This is a genomic window from Peterkaempfera bronchialis, assembly GCF_003258605.2.
GTDB classification, from domain to species: domain Bacteria; phylum Actinomycetota; class Actinomycetes; order Streptomycetales; family Streptomycetaceae; genus Peterkaempfera; species Peterkaempfera bronchialis.
Window position 1 is genome coordinate 3,469,333 of sequence record NZ_CP031264.1, and the last position, 17,692, is coordinate 3,487,024.

Here is a 17,692-nt window from a genome sequence, read left to right on the forward strand (position 1 = left end):
ATCCTCCTCAAGGAGGTAGTTCCCATGGCACACGCTGTGCGCCGGATGTCGACGTTCACCCTCAACACCGACGGCCGCCCCCATCCGGTGGAGAACTCCCTCACCGCGTTGACCGTGGTCTTCGGACTGCTCGCCTTCATCTCCTCCTTCTTCCACGGCCTGCATCTGCTGACCTCCTGGAGCGGCCTCGCGGGCATCGTCACAGGCGCCTGGGGCCAATATGTCTCGGCGACCACCGCAGAGCGGTTCCTGCTGGTCATCTTCCTGGCAGCGAGCGCGGTCGGCTTCGGCATCGGCCTCGCCCACGGCGGCCTCTTCGGCGGTCTCTGGTAGCCGCAGGCGACCGGAGGCAGCCGGAGGCGACCGGCAGCGGCGGCTAGCGCGTATCCGCACTCGGGAGCGGATGCGCGCGGACGGCCGGGCGTTAGGCTCTCGGCCCGACAGCCGCTGCCGAGGAGGAGCGCCCGAGCATGAGCCTGCGCCTGCGAACGATCAGCCGTGAGGAGCACCTCGCCTTCGTCAGGGGCCTGCCCTCCATCAGCCACATGCAGGTCCCCGCCTGGGGCGATGTCAAGGCGGAGTGGCGCTCGGAGTCCCTGGGCTGGATCGACGCACAGGACCGGGTGGTGGGCGCCGGGCTGGTCCTGTACCGGCAGTTGCCCAAGATCAAGCGCTATCTCGCGTACCTCCCCGAAGGCCCCGCCATCGACTGGTTCGACCCCGACCTGGAGCGGTGGCTGCAACCGATGCTCGCCCACCTCAAGGCCCAGGGCGCCTTCTCGGTGAAGATGGGCCCGCCCATCGTCATCCGCCGCTGGGACGCCGCCGCCATCAAGGAGGCGATATCCGCCGGCCACGCCAGGCGGCTGCGGGATGTGGAGGCCGGCTGGTATGAGCCGCGCGCCTTCGAGGTGGCCGACCGGCTGCGCCGGGCCGGCTGGTTGCAGGGCGAGGACGGCGGCGCCGGCTTCGGCGACGTCCAGCCCCGCTATGTCTTCCAGGTGCCGCTCGCCAACCGCTCGCTGGACGACGTCCAGCGGGGCTTCAACCAGCTGTGGCGCCGCAACATCAAGCGCGCCGAGAAGTCGGGCGTCGAGGTCGTCCAGGGCGGCTACGACGACCTGCCGGTCTTCCACCAGCTCTATGTGGTCACCGCCGAGCGGGACCGCTTCATCCCCCGCCCGCTCTCCTACTTCCAGCGGATGTGGCAGGCGCTGAACGCCGAGGACCCCAACCGGATGCGGCTCTACCTCGCCTACCACGAGGGCGAGGCGCTGGCCGCCACCACCATGCTCACCGTCGGCGAGCACGTCTGGTACTCCTACGGCGCCTCCGCCGACCACAAGCGCGAGGTCCGGCCCTCCAACGCCGTCCAGTGGCGGATGATGCGGGACGCGTACGCCCTCGGCGCGACCGTCTACGACCTGCGCGGCATCAGCGACACGCTGGACGAGAACAACCACCTCTTCGGTCTGATCCAGTTCAAGTTGGGAACCGGTGGCCAGGCCGCCGAGTACCTGGGGGAGTGGGACTTCCCGCTCAACAAGATGCTCCACAAGGCGCTGGACCTGTACATGTCCCGCCGCTGACCCCCACCCCGATCCGGCGCAGCCCCGATCCGGCGCACCCCCGATCCACCGCACCGCTCCCCCACCGTGAGGCCCCGAACCCATGGCACTCTCCCTGTACGTCGACACCGACCGCTGGCGTGCCCACCAGCGGTCCGTACTCACCGCCTTCCCCGGCACCGTCCCGGTGGCCAAGGGCAACGGCTACGGCCTCCGCAACCGGCGCCTGGCCGAGGAGGCCACGCTGCTCGGCGCCGGGATGCTCGCCGTCGGCACGGTCCAGGAGGCGGCCGCCGCCCAGCAGTGGTTCGAGGGCGACCTGCTGGTCCTCACCCCGTACCGGATCAGCGAGGACGGCGCGGCGCTCTCCGACCGGGTGGTGCGCACCGTCTCCACCGTGGACGGCGCCCAGGCCCTGGCGGGCGGCCGGATCGTGGTGGAGTGCATGACCTCGCTGCGCCGGCACGGCGTCCGCGAGGAGGACCTGGTGAAGCTGCGCGCGGCGATCGGGGACGCCCCGGTGGAGGGGTTCGCCGTCCATCTGCCGCTGGAGCGCCCCGACGGCTCCGACCCGGTGGACGAGGTGTCCCGCTGGGTGGAGCGGCTCCAGGCGGCCGCGCTGCCGGTGGAGACCATGTTCGTCAGCCACCTGGACACCGACGCCCTCTCCCGGCTGGGGCGGCTCCACCCCGGCACGGACTTCCGGTCCCGCATCGGCACCCGGCTCTGGCTGGGCGACGAGGACGCCCTGGAGTGCCGCGCGACCGTCCTGGACGTCACCGGGATCGCCCGTGGGGAGCGCTACGGGTACCGGCAGCAGAAGGCCGCCGGCGACGGCCGTCTGCTGGTGGTCACCGGCGGCACCGCGCACGGCGTGGGCCTGGAGGCGCCCAAGTACGTCCATGGGCTGCTGCCCCGCGCCAAGGGCATCGCCCGGGCGGGGCTGGCCAGCGTCAACCGCACCCTCTCGCCATTCACCTGGACGGGTCGGCAGCTCTGGTTCGCCGAGCCGCCGCATATGCAGGTCAGCATCCTCCACCTGCCCGCCGAGATCGCGCCGCCCGCTGTGGGCGAGGAGCTCCGGGCCGTCCTGCGGCACACCACGACCCACTTCGACCGGATCGTGGACCACTGAGCCCGGATCGTGGACCACTGAGCGGTCCGCCCGGGCCGGTGCCGGTCAGGACGCGGGCTTCTCCAAGGCGACCGGGGCGGGCCAGCCGTCGTCCGGGTCGGCCGCCGCACCGGCGGCATAGCCGGCCTGCTCCCTGACCCAGCGGGCCTGCCCCACGACGAAACGATCCGCCGCGCCGTCCAGGACGCCGCCTGACGGGTCGTCGCTACCGTCCCAGCGCACCGGGTCCCGGTCGGGCTGGAGGATGTCGCGGACCACCATCCCGCACAGGTAGAGGGTGCCGAAGAGGTGCACCAGGATCACCAGGTGGTACCAGTCCTGCGGGATGCCGTGCTGCTTGGCATCGGAGATGAAGGCCAGGTACATCCACACCCCGAGGAAGTACACCACCTCGCACGCCTGCCAGATCAGGAAGTCCCGCCAGCGGGGCCGGGCCAGGGCGGCGAGCGGGATCAGCCAGAGCACATACTGCGGCGAGTACACCTTGTTGGTGAGCACAAACGCGGCGACCACCAGGAAGGCCAGCTGGGCGAAGCGCGGCCGGTGCGGCGCCGACAGGGCGAGCCAGCCGATGCCGAGGCAGCAGAGGACCAGCAGCACGGCGATGGCGAGGTTGAGCGCACCGATGCCGAGCGACTCCCCGCGCTGCTGCTCGATGATCAGCCAGAAGGAGCCGAAGTCCTCCTTGCGGGTCTGGCTGAAGCCGTAGAAGGTCTTCCAGCCGTCCCAGTTCCACAGCATCACCGGGATGTCGACCGCCAGCCAGGCCGCCGCGGTGCCCGCCAGCGCCTGCCCGAACTCCCGCATCCGGCCGCCGCGCAGGCAGAGCACCAGCAGCGGGCCGAGCAGCAGCACCGGGTACAGCTTGGCCGCGGTCGCCAGTCCGATCAGCACACCGGCCGCGACCGGTCGGCGGTTCGCCCAGTAGGCCATGCCCACGGCCGTCAGGGCGACGGCCAGCAGGTCCCAGTTGATGGTGGCGTTGAGCGCGAGCGCCGGAGCGAGGGCGAAGAGCAGCGCGTCCCAGGGGCGGCGGCGGTGGGTGCGCATCACCGCGATGACCGCCACCACCGCGCAGACCAGCAGCATCCCGGCGTTGACCATCCAGAACCACTGCTCGCGGTCCGGCACCAGGGTGCCGGACCGGGGCGTCAGCCAGGTGGCGACCTGCATGAAGAGCCCGGTGAGCACCGGGTACTCCAGGTACTGCATATGGGGGTCGCGGCTGCCGTCCGCGCCCGCCGGGATCATGTCCCGGTACGGGATCAGCCCGTCGGCGAAGCCGCGCCCCGAGAACAGGTGCGGGATGTCGCTGTAGCAGGCGTGGGTGTACTGCGTGGTGGTGCCGAAGAACCAGCCGCTGCTGTAGCAGGGCGCCTTCTGCGCCAGGCCCAGGACGAAGACGGCGATCACGGCGAGCGCGAGGACCCGGCCGGGGGTCCACCAGGAGGCGCCGAGCAGTGCCCGGCGGCCGGGCGGGCCGCCCAGCAGCTCGCTGCCGGCGGCGGCCACCGGGTCCTCGTCGGCGGGGACGACCACGGTGTCGGCCGGCGGCTCGGGGTGCTCGGTCCCGGCGATCTCGTCATGCGCGCTCGACGTCATGGGCGCCATACTGCCGCACGATTCCTGGGTACGCGGTAGCTGCCCGCACTGCGATCCGGGGACCCTGCCTTCGTGCCGCGCTATGTCCGGAAATGCCGCGGCCACGGCGGGCAGGCCCGCCGTGGCCGCGTACGGTGCCCCGAAGGGGCCGGGTCGTCCGGCTATCCGCCGCTGTCCGCAGCACCGGTGGTGCCGCCGAGCCAGCCGCCTCCGGTGCCACCGCCGACGCCACCGGGTCGGCCGCCCCCGCCCCCCTCGGGGGCGCTGGGGGTGGTCTCGGGGGAGTCGACCGGGGTGGGACTGGTGCCGCCGGGGCCGTTTCCGTTGCCGTTGCCGCCGCCGAGCACTCCGCCGGTGTTCCAGCCGCCGGCGCCGTTGCCGTTGCCGCCGCCGTCGGGGAAGCCGTCCGAGTTGCCCGGGTCAGGCATCGTGGGGGCGGACGGGGGCCTCCTGGACGGGGTGTCGGACGGCGGGGCCGAGGGCGGCTCCGAGGAGGCGCTGGCGCTCGGCGACGGGGAGGCGGTGCTGGGAGCACCCGAGGCGTCGAGCTTGACGGCGTCGAGGTCGCCCGGCGTCGGGAAGGGCTGCTCCTGGGTGCCCTGGAGCGCGGCCGTCATGTACTCGGTCCAGATCTCGGTGGGGTACTTGCCACCGTGCACCGAGTCGCTGATGTTGCCGGTGCCCAGGCCGTACATCTGCTGGAGGCCCTTCTTGCTGCCGGGCTTCTCCCGCCACATGGCGACTGCGGTCGACAGCTGCGGGGTGTAGCCGACGAACCAGGCCGACTTGTTCTCGTCGGTGGTGCCGGTCTTGCCCGCCGCGACCCGGCCGAGGGCCTTGGCGGCGGCGCCGGTGCCGCCGTCCTTCCAGATGACGTCCTTGAGCACGTCGGTCACGGTGTCGGCGACGGCCGCGTCCATGGCCCGGTTGCTCTCCGGCTGGCCGAACCCCTTCAGCTTGGTGCCCTCGTGCGTCACGCTGACCACCGAGTAGGGGTCCACCTCGGTGCCGCTGGCGGCGAAGGTGGCGTAGGCGTTGGCCATCCGGATGGCGCTCGGGGTGGAGGTGCCGATCGAGAAGGAGGCGTTGAGCGAGGCCAGGCTCTCCTTGCGGAGGCCGACCGCCTGCGACATCTCGCTGACCTTCTTCAGCCCGACGTCCTCACCGAGCTGCACAAACGGGGTGTTGACGGAGTAGAGCATCGCCGTGCGGAGGCTGATGTAGCCCCATGCCTTGGGCGACTCGTTGGTCTGGAGCAGGACCGATCCGTCCTGCTGGGTCACGTAGTTGCCGTCGAGCTGCCGGATCCTGATCTTGTCATTGCCGTTGTAGCGGCTGTCCGGGGTGATCCGGGTCGGCTTGCCCTGGGAGTCCAGCTTGGTCTGCACTCCGTACTCCATGGCGGAGGCCAGCACGATCGGCTTCATGGTGGAGCCGATCGGGATGCCGGTGGAGTCGGCGTTGTTGGTGAAGTGCTTGAGGTAGTCCGGGCCGCCGTAGAGAGCGACGATCTTGCCGGTCCCGGGCTCCACCGAGGCGGCGCCGACCTGGACGTCGGAGTCGGTCTTGGGGCGCTTCTTGGCGTCGAAGTTGGCCTTCGAGACCTTCTTGACGGCCGCTTCCAGCTCGGCGACCTTCTTCTTGTCGAAGGTGGTGCGGATGGTGTAGCCGCCCCGGTCGAGGTCCTTCTGCTCGATGCCCTTGCTCTTCACGAACCGCTGGGCGGTGTCGACCAGGTAGCCCTTCTGGCCGCCGAGGTTGGAGGCCCCCTGCTCCTTGACCGGCTCGGGGAAGGTGGTGCACTTGTCCCGGTCGGCCTGGGAGAGGTGGTTGAACCGGACCATGTTGTCGAGGATGTCGCCCCAGCGCGCGACGGCGCGAGCGTGGTTGGCGGCGTTCAGCGACGGGTCGTAGTAGCCGGCGCCCTTGAGCAGACCGGCCAGCATCGCGGCATGGCAGGCGTCCAGGTCCTTGGCGTTCATGTTGTAGTACGCCTTGGCCGCCGCCTGCACTCCATAGCTGCCCCGGCCGAACCAGCTGGTGTTGAGGTAGCCCTCAAGGATCTCTTCCTTGGACTTCTCCTTGTCCACCCGCAGGGTGACAAAGAGCTCCTTGACCTTGCGGGAGAGCGTCTGGTCCTGGCTCAGGAAGGCGTTCTTGACGTACTGCTGGGTGATGGTGGAGCCACCCTGGGTCTCACCGCCCTGGGCCATGTTGAGCACGGCGCGGGCGATGCCCTTGGGGTCGATGCCGTGGTCGGTCTTGAAGCTGGCGTTCTCCGCCGAGATCGCGGCCCACTGCATCTCCGTGCTGATGTGGTCCAGGTGCACGATCTGCCGGTTGGTCTCACCGGTGGTGGCCAGGGTGGTGCCGTCGGACCACTGGTAGATGTTGTTCTGCTGCTGCACGGCCTTGTTGAGGTCCGGCAGCGTGGTCTGCGAGTACGCCACCCCGACGGCTGCCACCGAGCCGCCGAAGAAGATCAGGAAGACGCTGAGCATCTGCTTCCACGAGGGCAGCCAGCGGCGCACGCCGCTCTTGCCCCAGCGCGGGTAGTCGATGAAGCGCTTCTTCGGCGGGGTGCGCCCGGCTCTGCCGGACGGACCGGTGGTGCCGTTGGCAGCCCGGCCGCCGCCGCGCTTGGCGGCCTTGCGCATCTCGGCACGGGTCATCCGCGGCTGCTGCGCGGTGTGCTGCTGACCGCCGGGGCGCGCGGTGGCGCGGCGCCGACTGCCGGGGGCGCCCGCGCCAGGTCCGCCCGCGCCGGGTGCGCCGGCGGGGTTTCCGTTGTACGGGGGGCGGCCGCCGGGGGGCTGCCGTTCGCCCCCGGGCTGTGCGCCGCGGCGTCCAGGGGCGTTGCCGCCGTCCTGCGGCGGTTTGCGCCGGTGTTCGCTCATGCTCCAGCTACTCCTCGGCCAGGCGCTCGGGCCTGAAGGCGGTAGTCCACATCCACTCCCCGCAGGCGGCCGAAGCACCCACGGGATTCCCCCGAATCACCTGCCGTCCGGATCTGACGTGCCCGGCACGGCGGAGTGCACCGGTGACAACTACGTCCCGGACTCCATTTCGGTTCCCGTTTCCCCTGTGCACAGGCGACAGCGTACGCAGGCGGCGAAGCCTTCCAAACGGGCATCAACTATCAATCCAGGCAAAGCGCCCGCAGATCATTACTCCCCCGTTGCCCGGGCGCCCCGATGGGCGCCCCGTGCACACCTTGTGATCACTTTCATCCGCACCCCCCTTGCCCCGGCGAACCCATCGTCCTATCGTGCTCGATATATCGAGTCGATACATCGGCGCGGCATATCGCGCCGATGCATCCGACTCTCGGCACTGGGCCCCGGAAGGAGGCGAGGCGGAGATGAGCAGGCGCTCCGGCATCCTGGAGTTCGCCGTACTCGGCCTGCTGCACGACGCCCCCATGCACGGCTATGAGCTCCGCAAGCGGCTCAACGTCCTGCTGGGCTCCTTCCGTGCCTTCTCGTACGGAACGCTCTACCCCTGCCTGAAGAGCCTGGTTGCCCAGGGCTTCCTGGTGGAGGACAACCCGGACGAGCAGTACGTGCCCGCCACCGCCCTCAACGGCAAGCGGTCGAAGATCGTCTACCGGCTGACCCCGGAGGGGAAGCAGCGCTTCGAGGAGCTGCTCTCCGACTCCGGCCCCGACGCCTGGGAGGACGAGCACTTCGGCGTCCACTTCGCGTTCTTCGGCCGTACCGACAAGGCCGTCCGGATGCGCGTCCTCGAAGGGCGCCGCAGCCGGCTGGAGGAGCGTCTGGAGCGGATGCGCACGTCACTCGCCCGCACCCGCGAGCGGCTGGACGACTACACCCTCGAACTACAGCGGCACGGCCTGGAGTCGGTGGAGCGGGAGGTCCGGTGGCTCAACGAGCTCATCGAGACCGAACGCGCCAACCGGACCGGCCGGGGCAGCCCCGAGCTGCCGCCCGACCGGCCGGAGCACTGACACCGCGCCGACCGCCGCCGAGGTCGACGCGGGCACGGCAGGCAGGACTGCCGACAGGAGGACGGGCCCGTACAGCCCCCCGGCACCGGACCGTCCGTCGAAGCAACCAAGCTGAGGGCCGCCACTAGGCGGTGGCCCTCTTGAGAACACACACAGGGAGCAACCGGAATGGGTTCGGTTCGCGTAGCCATCGTGGGCGTGGGCAACTGCGCCGCGTCGCTGGTGCAGGGCGTGGAGTACTACAAGGACGCCGACCCGGCCTCCAAGGTCCCCGGCCTGATGCACGTCCAGTTCGGCGAGTACCACGTCCGTGACGTCGAGTTCGTCGCCGCCTTCGACGTGGACGCCAAGAAGGTCGGCCAGGACCTGGCCCACGCCATCGTCGCCAGCGAGAACAACACCATCAAGATCTGCGACGTGCCGCCGACCGGCATCACCGTGCAGCGCGGCCACACGCTGGACGGCCTCGGCAAGTACTACCGCGAGACCATCGAGGAGTCCGCCGAGGAGCCGGTGGACGTCGTCCAGGTCCTCAAGGAGCAGCAGGTCGACGTCCTCGTCTGCTACCTGCCCGTGGGCTCCGAGGCCGCGGCGAAGTTCTACGCCCAGTGCGCCATCGACGCCAAGGTCGCCTTCGTCAACGCCCTCCCGGTCTTCATCGCCGGCACCAAGGAGTGGGCGGACAAGTTCACCGAGGCCGGTGTCCCGATCGTCGGTGACGACATCAAGTCGCAGGTCGGCGCCACCATCACGCACCGCGTGATGGCCAAGCTGTTCGAGGACCGGGGTGTGCTCCTGGAGCGCACCATGCAGCTGAACGTCGGCGGCAACATGGACTTCAAGAACATGCTGGAGCGCGACCGCCTGGAGTCCAAGAAGATCTCCAAGACCCAGGCCGTCACCTCGCAGGTCAGGGACCGCGACCTGGGCGCCAACAACGTCCACATCGGCCCCTCCGACTACGTCGCCTGGCTGGACGACCGCAAGTGGGCGTACGTCCGCCTGGAGGGCCGTGCGTTCGGCGACGTCCCGCTGAACCTGGAGTACAAGCTGGAGGTCTGGGACTCCCCGAACTCGGCCGGTGTGATCATCGACGCCCTGCGCGCCGCGAAGATCGCCAAGGACCGGGGCATCGGCGGCCCCATCCTCTCCGCCTCCTCGTACTTCATGAAGTCCCCGCCGGTGCAGTACTTCGACGACGAGGCCCGCGACAACGTGGAGAAGTTCATCCGCGGCGAGGTCGAGCGCTGAGCGCACCGAGGCGCTCGGCCCGGCGCTGAGCTCCGGAATCGGCTGACGAGGGGTTCCCATCCGTGCGGGTCACGGCAGGGAGCCCCTCGTCCGTTTCCCGGCGCGCGCCGGGCGTGCAACCCTTGGGAGGTGGCGATCACCGACGGGCCCGCCTCCGTGCCCACCCCCGAGCAGGCCGGGGAACCCGCCGACCGGCCGCTGTCCTCCCACCGCTCACGGCTGGTCGCGCTCCTCCGGCTGCGCGACTTCCGGAAGCTGCTGGCCGTACGGCTGCTCTCGCAGCTGTCGGACGGCGTCTTCCAGGTGTCGCTGGCTTCCTATGTGATCTTCTCCCCCGAGCGGCAGGCCACCCCCGGCGCCATCGCCTCCGCGCTGGCGGTGATGCTGCTGCCGTTCTCCCTGGTGGGACCGTTCACCGGGGTGCTGCTGGACCGGTGGCGGCGCCGGCAGGTGCTCTTCCTCGGCAATCTGGCGCGGTCTGTGCTGGTCCTGGGCACCGCCGCGCTGGTGGTGGCCGAGGTACCGGACTGGCTCTACTTCTGCGCGGCGCTGCTGGTGACCGCGGTCAACCGGTTCATCCTGGCGGGCCTGTCGGCGGCGCTGCCCCGGGTGGTCGACGACCAGCTGCTGGTCACCGCGAACTCGGTCTCCCCCACCCTGGGCACCGTGGTGGCCACGGCGGGCGGCGGAGCCGCCTTCCTGGTCAACCTGGTCCTCCCGCGCGGCACCGCCTCGGACACCGTGCTGGTGCTGCTCTCCGCCGTGCTGTACCTGAGCGCCTCGCTGGCGGCCCGGCGGATGCCGCCTGACCTGCTGGGCCCCGAGCACCGCCCGGACCGGCCGCCGCTGCGGCAGGCCGTCGGCGAGACGGCGCGCGGCCTGGCGGACGGCGTGCGGCACCTGGTGCACGACTGCCGCCCCGCCGCACATGCGCTGGCCGCCGTGACGGTGACCCGGTTCTGCTACGGCGTCCTCATCGTCATGGTGCTGATGCTCAGCCGCTACACCTTCAACGACCCGTCCGACAACGCCGCCGGCATGGCCACCCTGGGGATCGCGGTGGGCGTCTCCGGCATCGGCTTCTTCCTGGCCGCAGTGGTCAGCCCATGGCTGACCCGGCGGCTGGGCGTCGCCGGCTGGATGGTCTGCTGCCTGGTCGCGGCTGCCCTGTTCGTCCCGGGGCTGGGCCTCTTCTTCTCGCCGCTGCCGACCCTCGCGGCCGCGCTGCTGCTGGGGTTGATCACCCAGGGCGCGAAGATCTGCACCGACACCATCGTGCAGAGCGCCGTGGAGGACGACTACCGGGGCCGCGTCTTCGCCCTCTACGACGTGCTCTTCAATGTGGCGTTCGTGGCCGCTGCGGCGCTCACCGCACTGGTGCTGCCGCTCTCCGGGCAGTCGGTGCCGGTGGTGGTCGGCGTCGCGGTGCTGTACGGGCTGACCGCCGTCGGCTATGCGCGTGCGGTCCGCCGCAGGCCGCCCCCTCGGCAGCACAGCGAGCACGCCCCCGCTGCCTGAGCCCGGTGCGGCCCCGCCCGCCGGCGGGACCGCACCCGTCATCTGCGGTCGGTCTGCGGTCAGGAGTGCTGCTGCTGCGCCCACCACTCCCGCAGGGCGGCGACGGCCGCCTCCTGCTCCAGGGGGCCGTGCTCCAGGCGCAGCTCCAGCAGGTGCTTGTACGCCTGGCCGACCTCGCGGCCCGGACCGATCCCCAGGATCTCCATGATCTGGTTGCCGTCCAGGTCCGGCCGGATGGCGTCCAGCTGCTCCTGCGCCCGCAGCCGCTCGATCCGCTCCTCCAGCGTGTCGTAGGACCGGGAGAGGGCGGCGGCCTTCTTGCGGTTGCGGGTGGTGCAGTCGGAGCGGGTCAGCCGGTGCAGCCGGTCCAGCAGCGGCCCGGCGTCGCGGACATAGCGGCGCACCGCGGAGTCGGTCCACTCGCCGGTGCCGTAGCCGTGGAAGCGCAGATGCAGCTCCACCAGCCGCGAGACGTCATCGGTGAGCTCCTTGGAGTACTTGAGCTCCCGCATCCGCTTGCGGGTCATCTTGGCGCCGACCACCTCGTGGTGGTGGAAGGAGACCTTGCCGTCGGACTCGAAGCGCCTGGTCCGGGGCTTGCCGATGTCATGCAGCAGGGCGGCCAGCCGCAGCACCAGGTCGGGCCCGTCCGTCTCCAGGGCGATGGCCTGCTCCAGCACGGTCAGGGTGTGCTCGTAGACGTCCTTGTGCCGAAGGTGCTCGTCGCGCTCCAGCCGCAGCGCGGGCAGTTCCGGCAGCACCCGCTCGGCCAGCCCGGTGTCCACCAGCAGGCGCAGTCCCTTGCGCGGGTGGGCGGCCAGGATCAGCTTGTTGATCTCCGCCTGGACGCGCTCGGCGGAGACGATGGTGATCCGCTCCGCCATCGCGGTCATGGCGGCGACGACGTCCGGGGCGACCTCGAAGTCCAGCTGGGCGGCGAACCGGGCGGCGCGCAGCATCCGCAGCGGGTCGTCGGAGAAGGACTCCTCCGGGGTGCCCGGGGTGCGCAGTACGCGGGCGGCGAGGTCCTCCAGACCGTGGTGCGGGTCGATGAAGACCTGGTCCGGCAGGTCCAGCGCCATGGCGTTGACCGTGAAGTCGCGGCGGACCAGGTCCTCCTCGATGGTCTCGCCGTAGGTCACCTCGGGCTTGCGGGAGGTGCGGTCGTACGCCTCGGACCGGTAGGTGGTGATCTCGATCTGGAAGCTGCCCTCCGGGGCGTCCTTGCGGGCGCCCACGGTGCCGAAGGCGATGCCGACATCCCAGACCGCGTCCGCCCAGCCCTTCACCAGCTTCAGCACCTGCTGCGGGCGGGCGTCCGTGGTGAAGTCCAGGTCGTTGCCGAGTCGGCCGAGCAGCGCATCGCGTACCGAACCGCCGACCAGGGCCAACCGGAAGCCCGCGTCGGCGAAGCGGCGGGCGAGGTCGACGGCGACCGGGGCGACCCGGAGCAGCTCCTGGACACCGCCCTCCTGGGCCTCGGTGAGGGCGCCGGGAGCGGGTGCGGCAGCCGGTGCGGCGGGCGCGGGATCGATGGGAGTGTTGACGTTAGGCACGACTGACAAGGGTACGTGCCCGCGACCGCGCGTCGCCGCCCGTTTCCCCGGCCGCCGGGCCGCCGCAGGCCGCATCACCGGCTGCAGCGGAGCGTCGTTACCATGCCAGGGCGCGGCAACCGCGCGACACCCTGTAGAACACGTACGGCACGAGAACACATACGGCACGACATCGGCGACACCGACCAGAACGGCGAGGGCGAGGCGCGTGGGCGAGGCAGCACGGTACGCGGGGGGGCCGGGCTGCGGCCTGCGGCCGGGCGGTGCGGCCGGGCGGTACCGCCGGGCAGCCGCCCTGGCAGGCGCCTGTGCGCTGGCACTGCTCGGCGGGTTCGCGGTCGCCCCGGTCGCGCAGGCGGGTCCGGCGCAGGGGGCCGCCTCCGCGAAGGTACCGGCGGCCGGGGCTGTCACGGCGGCCTCCGCCGGGAAGACCCGCCTCCCGGGGGCCAGCAAGCCGTCCACCGAGTACCCGGTGGCGCTCTCCATCGACTCGGTCAGCCCCTCGTACCTGTCCGGGGGCAGCTCCAGGATCACCGTCAGCGGGACGGTGACCAACGGCGGCCGGAAGGCCGTGCACGACGCCCATCTGGGGCTGCGCACCGGCAGCGGGTCGCCGCTCCATCGGAGTGACATCGCCGCCGTCGCCCAGCGCACCGACCCGGTCTCCGGCGACGGCCAGGAGGTGCCCGGGATCGGTTCCCCGCTCGCCGACCTGGCCCCGGGCGCGAGCCGCCCGTTCGCCGTCACCGCCAAGGCATCGCAGTTGCAGCTCTCCACGAGCGGGGTCTACGAGCTGGCGGTCGACGTCAAGGGCAGCGCCGGCGAGGACCCCACCGAGGTGACCCTGGGCATCGCCCGCACCTTCCTGCCGTACTACCCCGACCCCAGAGAGACCAAGAAGACGCAGATCGCCACGGTGTGGCCGGTCACCCACACCCCGCAGCTGGTTCCGCAGAACCTCCCGGACACCGCGCAGACCCCGGTGCTGAGCAGCGACGACCTGGCGACCGAGCTGGCCCGGGGCGGTCGGCTCAATGAGCTGGTGGCCGCCGGTGGCAGCCTCTCCAAGGTGACCTGGGCGGTCGACGGGGACCTGCTGGACACCGCGTACGCCATGTCGTCGGACTACCGGGTCCAGCAGGACGGCACCCAGGGCGATTCGGCCGGCCGCAGCAACACCGACCCGGGCAGCGGCAGCGACCAGGCGACCGCCTGGCTGGACCTGCTGCGGGACGCGGTGAAGGGCGACGAGGTGGTCGCGCTGCCGTACGGCGACCCTGACCTGGCCTCGATCGCACACAACGGCAGCGGCATCGCGGGCCTGAAGACGGCGCTCCAGCGGGCCTCCTCCGCCGGTGACGTGACCACCGACTTCCGGCTCCGGACGGACGCCCGCAGCGATGTCGCCTGGCCCTACCAGGGCCACATCGACCCGCAGGTGGTGGGCACGGCCCGCACCGCCGGCTCCACCGTCGTCCTGGTCAACGGCTCCGACATGCCGACCCCGGACTCCGTGTGGCACACCGTGAACGCGGTCCGGCCGATCGGCAAGGGGGTGAAGGCGCTGGTCTCCGACGCCGTCGTCTCCGACATCTTCGCCGGCGACCTGCGCACCCCGGCGGCCCGGGAACTGGCGGTCCAGCGGTTCCTCGCCGAGACGCTGACCATCACCCTGGAGCAGCCCAACCAGCAGCGCAGCATCCTGGTGATGCCGCCGCGCAACCTCTCGGCCGACGCCGCCGCCACCCTGGCCGAGGCCATGGCCAAGGCCACCCAGGGGCGGTGGGCCGACCAGGCCACCCTCGGCACGGTGGCGAAGGCCCCGGTCGACCCGGACGCCAACGCCAAGATCCCGTCCACCGCCAAGTACCCCAAGGCGGCACGTGCCGGCCAGCTCAGCCGGCAGGCGCTGGCCGGGGCCATGGGCATCCAGGGCAAGCTGGATGTGCTGATGCAGATCCTCACCCAGCCGGAACACGTCCGGGAGCCGTTCAATGCGGCGATACTGCGGTCGATGTCCACGGCCTGGCGGACGGACCGGCCCGGCGGCCGCCTCTACCGGGACGGGGTCCAGGGCTACCTGGAGTCGCTCTCCTCCGCCGTGCGGCTGGTGGAGAAGCGGTCCACCACCCTCTCCGGCGACTCGGGCGTGATCCAGGTCAGCGTCGAGAACGGCCTCTCCCAGCCGATCGAGAACCTGGAGGTGCGGCTGTACGCGGGGTCGCCGACGCGCCTCACCGTCTACCGCCCCACCCCCGAGCGGCTGGCCATCGGGGGCGAGCTGAAGAAGTCGATCCGATTCCCCGCCAAGGCATCGGTCAACGGCACGGTCCGGATGACCGCCCAGCTGTGGACCACCGGCGACAACCCCCGGTCGTACGGCTCCCCGGTCACCTTCGACCTCCAGGTGACCGATGTGACCAACGGCGTGATCTGGGTGATCGTCGGAGGCATGCTGCTGGTGCTGCTGGCCGGGGTGCGGTTCTACTTCCAGCGCAAGAAGCGGAGCGCGGACGACCCGGATCCGGACCCGGAGGCCGAGGTCTCGCCGGAGGGCGACCCCGAGGGAACCACGGCCCGGCCCGGTACCGTCGATGAGGGCAATCCTCCGCAGGAGGGCCCGGCAGGCGGCGTCGAAGGCCCGGATCGCACGGCCCGCGATGAGAAAGTGGGACCCTGATCCCCGCCCCCACCAGTACATGACCAGCGAAGAGGTGGCATGAGCGCGCCGCGCGACGACAGAGCACAGGGCCGCGTCCCCCCGGGCCGGCCCGGCGCCGCCGCCCCCGGCCAGGCCCCGGACCCGTACCTCCAGGACACCTACGCCCAGGAGCCGTACGGGCACGGTACCTACGGGCAGGATCCCCACGGGTCGGACCCCTACGGGTCGGACCCCTACGGCCGGTCCGGCTACGGCCAGGAGCCGTACGACCAGGCCGCGCAGGACCAGCCGACGTATGGGCAGGCGCCGTACGGGCAGCCCGCCTATGCGCCGGACCCCTACCAGCAGCAGCCTCCGTACGGCGGGCAGCCGCAGTCCCCCTGGGACAGCGAGACCACCGAGTACGTCGGCATGGACGGGCTGCTCGCCGGCGGGCCCGCCCAGGGCCGCCAGGAGCCCGCCGGCGAGGAGTACCCCGCCGGCTGGTTCCGCGAGGCCGAGGACGGCTCCGCCGTACCCGGCAGCGGCACCGTCCCGCTGATCGCCGTGGAGCCGCCGCTGGAGGAGGAGGCCGAGGAGGCCCTGAGCGCGGCGGCGCCCAAGAAGGGCGGCAAGGTCTCCGGGCTGCTCAGCTCCAGCGCCGTGATGGCGGCGGGCACTCTTGTTTCACGTGGAACAGGCTTCCTGCGGACCATGGTGATCGCCGCGGCCATCGGCGTGAGCACCATGGGCAGCTCCTACACTGCGGCCAACACGCTTCCCACCCTGCTGTACATCCTGGTCGGCGGCGGTGCGCTCAACGCGGTCTTCGTCCCGCAGCTGGTGCGCTCCATGAAGAACGACGAGGACGGCGGCAACGCCTACGCCAACCGCCTGCTCACCCTGGTGATGGTCGCCATGGCCGGGGTGGTCTTCGTCACCGTCCTCGGCGCCCCGCTGCTGGTGCGGATGGTCTCCGAGTCGGTGATGCAGGACCCGGCGTCCGCCGACACCACGGTCGCCCTGGCCCGCTACTGCCTGCCCTGCATCTTCTTCATGGGCGTGCACGTCGTGATGGGGCAGATCCTCAACGCCCGGGGGCGCTTCGGCGCCATGATGTGGACCCCGGTCCTCAACAACATCGTGGTGATCTTCACCTTCGGGATGTACCTCTGGGCGTTCGGCACCTTCGGCCACACCGGCGTCAAGCCCCAGACCATCTCACCCGAGGGCGTCCGGCTGCTCGGCGTCGGCACCCTGCTGGGCCTGGTCGTGCAGTCCCTCGCGATGGTCCCCTATCTGCGCAGCGCGGGCTTCCGCTTCCGGCCGCGCTTCGACTGGCGCGGCCACGGCCTCGGCCACGCCGCCCGGCTGGCCCGGTGGACCTTCCTGTTCGTACTCGTCAACCAGGCCGGCTTCCTGGTCGTCACCCAGCTCGCCACCGCCGCCGAGAGCGTGGCGGCCAAGCACGGCTTCGAAGGCGTCGGCCTCGCGGCCTTCTCCAACGCACAGCTGATCTGGCAGCTCCCGCAGGCCGTGATCACCGTCTCGGTCATGAGCGCGGTGCTACCGCGCATCTCCCGGGCAGCCTCCGACAACGACGCGGGCGCCGTCCGCGACGACATCTCCTACGGCCTGCGCACCTCTGCGGTCGCCGTCGTCCCCGCCGCCTTCCTCTTCCTGGCGCTGGGGCCGTGGATCGGGTCCGTGCTCTACGGGATCGGCGGGCACACCGGCGGCCGCCAGGTCGGCTACATGCTGTCCGCCTTCGCCCTCGGCCTCATCCCGTACTCGGTGCAGTATGTGCTGCTGCGGGGCTTCTACGCCTACGAGGACACCCGCACCCCGTTCACCAACACGGTGTGGGTGGCGGCCACCAATGCCGTCGCCTCCGCGCTCTGCTACGTGCTGCTGCCCAGCCAGTGGGCGGTCACCGGCATGGCCGCCGTCTACGGACTGGCGTATGTGGTCGGTGTGGTCGTGGCGGTGCCGAAGCTCAAGCGGCGGCTGGGGGAGCTCGACGGCAAGCGCATCGGGCGGACCTACAGCAGGCTGATGCTCTCCTGTGTGCCGTCCGCGGCCATCGGCGTCGGCGTCGCCCTTGCCGTCTCCCACGCGGTCTCCGGCTGGTTCGGCGACCTGGCCACGCTGGCCGTGGCCGCCGTGGCCCAGCTGCTCGCCTTCGTGGTCATCGCCCGGCAGCTGCGGGTCGAGGAGGTCAACGCCATGGTCGGCATGGTGCGGGGCCGCCTCGGCCACTGACTCGGCACGGATGAGGGCCCTCGGACCGGGTAGACGGTTCGGGGGCCCTTTGCGCACCGAGGGTCCGTACCGGGATGATCTCCTCCTACCCGGAAGCACCCGGGCCGGAGCCTTTCCGGTCGCGTCGGGGCAACGTTCCCGCCCTCCCACCAGTCGTACTCGGACAGGGAGACTGGGCACAATTGTCCTTCG

At 71.2% G+C, this 17,692-nt stretch carries 11 protein-coding genes; 8 read left to right on the forward strand and 3 right to left on the reverse strand.

Going from position 1 to position 17,692, the window contains the following annotated elements; all coding sequences use genetic code 11:
- The first annotated feature begins 24 nt into the window (after positions 1–24).
- From C7M71_RS15375 to C7M71_RS15385, 3 genes are all read left to right on the forward strand, one after another.
- Positions 25–333: a hypothetical protein gene (locus C7M71_RS15375; protein ID WP_111491424.1), complete on the forward strand. Its 309-nt coding sequence runs from the start codon at positions 25–27 to the stop codon at positions 331–333.
- Positions 334–470: 137 nt separating this feature from the next.
- Positions 471–1,589 (forward strand): lipid II:glycine glycyltransferase FemX, encoded by a 1,119-nt coding sequence (locus C7M71_RS15380; RefSeq protein WP_111491425.1) that lies wholly within the window; start codon positions 471–473, stop codon positions 1,587–1,589.
- Positions 1,590–1,671: 82 nt separating this feature from the next.
- Positions 1,672–2,703, forward strand: a complete 1,032-nt coding sequence (locus tag C7M71_RS15385; protein ID WP_111491427.1) for an alanine racemase — start codon at positions 1,672–1,674, stop codon at positions 2,701–2,703.
- A 45-nt stretch (positions 2,704–2,748) separates the two neighbouring features.
- Here the strand turns inward: C7M71_RS15385 and C7M71_RS15390 are convergent, their stop codons facing one another.
- Positions 2,749–4,314 carry a glycosyltransferase family 87 protein gene (locus tag C7M71_RS15390; protein WP_407675905.1) on the reverse strand — a complete coding sequence of 522 codons (1,566 nt, stop codon included), beginning with the start codon at positions 4,312–4,314 and terminating at the stop codon, positions 2,749–2,751.
- A gap of 152 nt (positions 4,315–4,466) precedes the next feature.
- The gene (locus tag C7M71_RS15395) at positions 4,467–7,202 is read right to left on the reverse strand and encodes a transglycosylase domain-containing protein (RefSeq protein WP_114914380.1); all 2,736 of its coding nucleotides are present in this window, start codon (positions 7,200–7,202) and stop codon (positions 4,467–4,469) included.
- A 464-nt stretch (positions 7,203–7,666) separates the two neighbouring features.
- Here C7M71_RS15395 and C7M71_RS15400 point away from each other — a divergent pair, with 464 nt between their 5' ends.
- From C7M71_RS15400 to C7M71_RS15410, 3 genes are all read left to right on the forward strand, one after another.
- The gene (locus C7M71_RS15400; protein WP_111491272.1) at positions 7,667–8,272 is read left to right on the forward strand and encodes a PadR family transcriptional regulator; all 606 of its coding nucleotides are present in this window, start codon (positions 7,667–7,669) and stop codon (positions 8,270–8,272) included.
- 168 nt (positions 8,273–8,440) lie between these two features.
- A complete protein-coding gene (locus tag C7M71_RS15405) occupies positions 8,441–9,523 on the forward strand; it encodes an inositol-3-phosphate synthase (RefSeq protein ID WP_111491273.1) in 1,083 nt (360 codons plus the stop codon).
- A 198-nt stretch (positions 9,524–9,721) separates the two neighbouring features.
- A complete protein-coding gene (locus C7M71_RS15410; protein ID WP_111491283.1) occupies positions 9,722–11,041 on the forward strand; it encodes an MFS transporter in 1,320 nt (439 codons plus the stop codon).
- A gap of 59 nt (positions 11,042–11,100) precedes the next feature.
- On the opposite strand, the gene C7M71_RS15415 is transcribed toward C7M71_RS15410, so the two are convergent.
- On the reverse strand, positions 11,101–12,576 hold the full coding sequence (locus tag C7M71_RS15415) for a CCA tRNA nucleotidyltransferase (RefSeq protein WP_456107178.1): 1,476 nt from the start codon (positions 12,574–12,576) through the stop codon (positions 11,101–11,103).
- 229 nt (positions 12,577–12,805) lie between these two features.
- Here C7M71_RS15415 and C7M71_RS15420 point away from each other — a divergent pair, with 229 nt between their 5' ends.
- Entirely contained in the window at positions 12,806–15,277 is a 2,472-nt protein-coding gene (locus tag C7M71_RS15420; protein ID WP_111491275.1) for a DUF6049 family protein, read from the forward strand.
- A gap of 39 nt (positions 15,278–15,316) precedes the next feature.
- Positions 15,317–17,500, forward strand: coding sequence for a murein biosynthesis integral membrane protein MurJ (gene murJ / locus C7M71_RS15425; RefSeq protein WP_111491276.1), 2,184 nt, complete (start codon positions 15,317–15,319; stop codon positions 17,498–17,500).
- Positions 17,501–17,692: the final 192 nt, after the last annotated feature.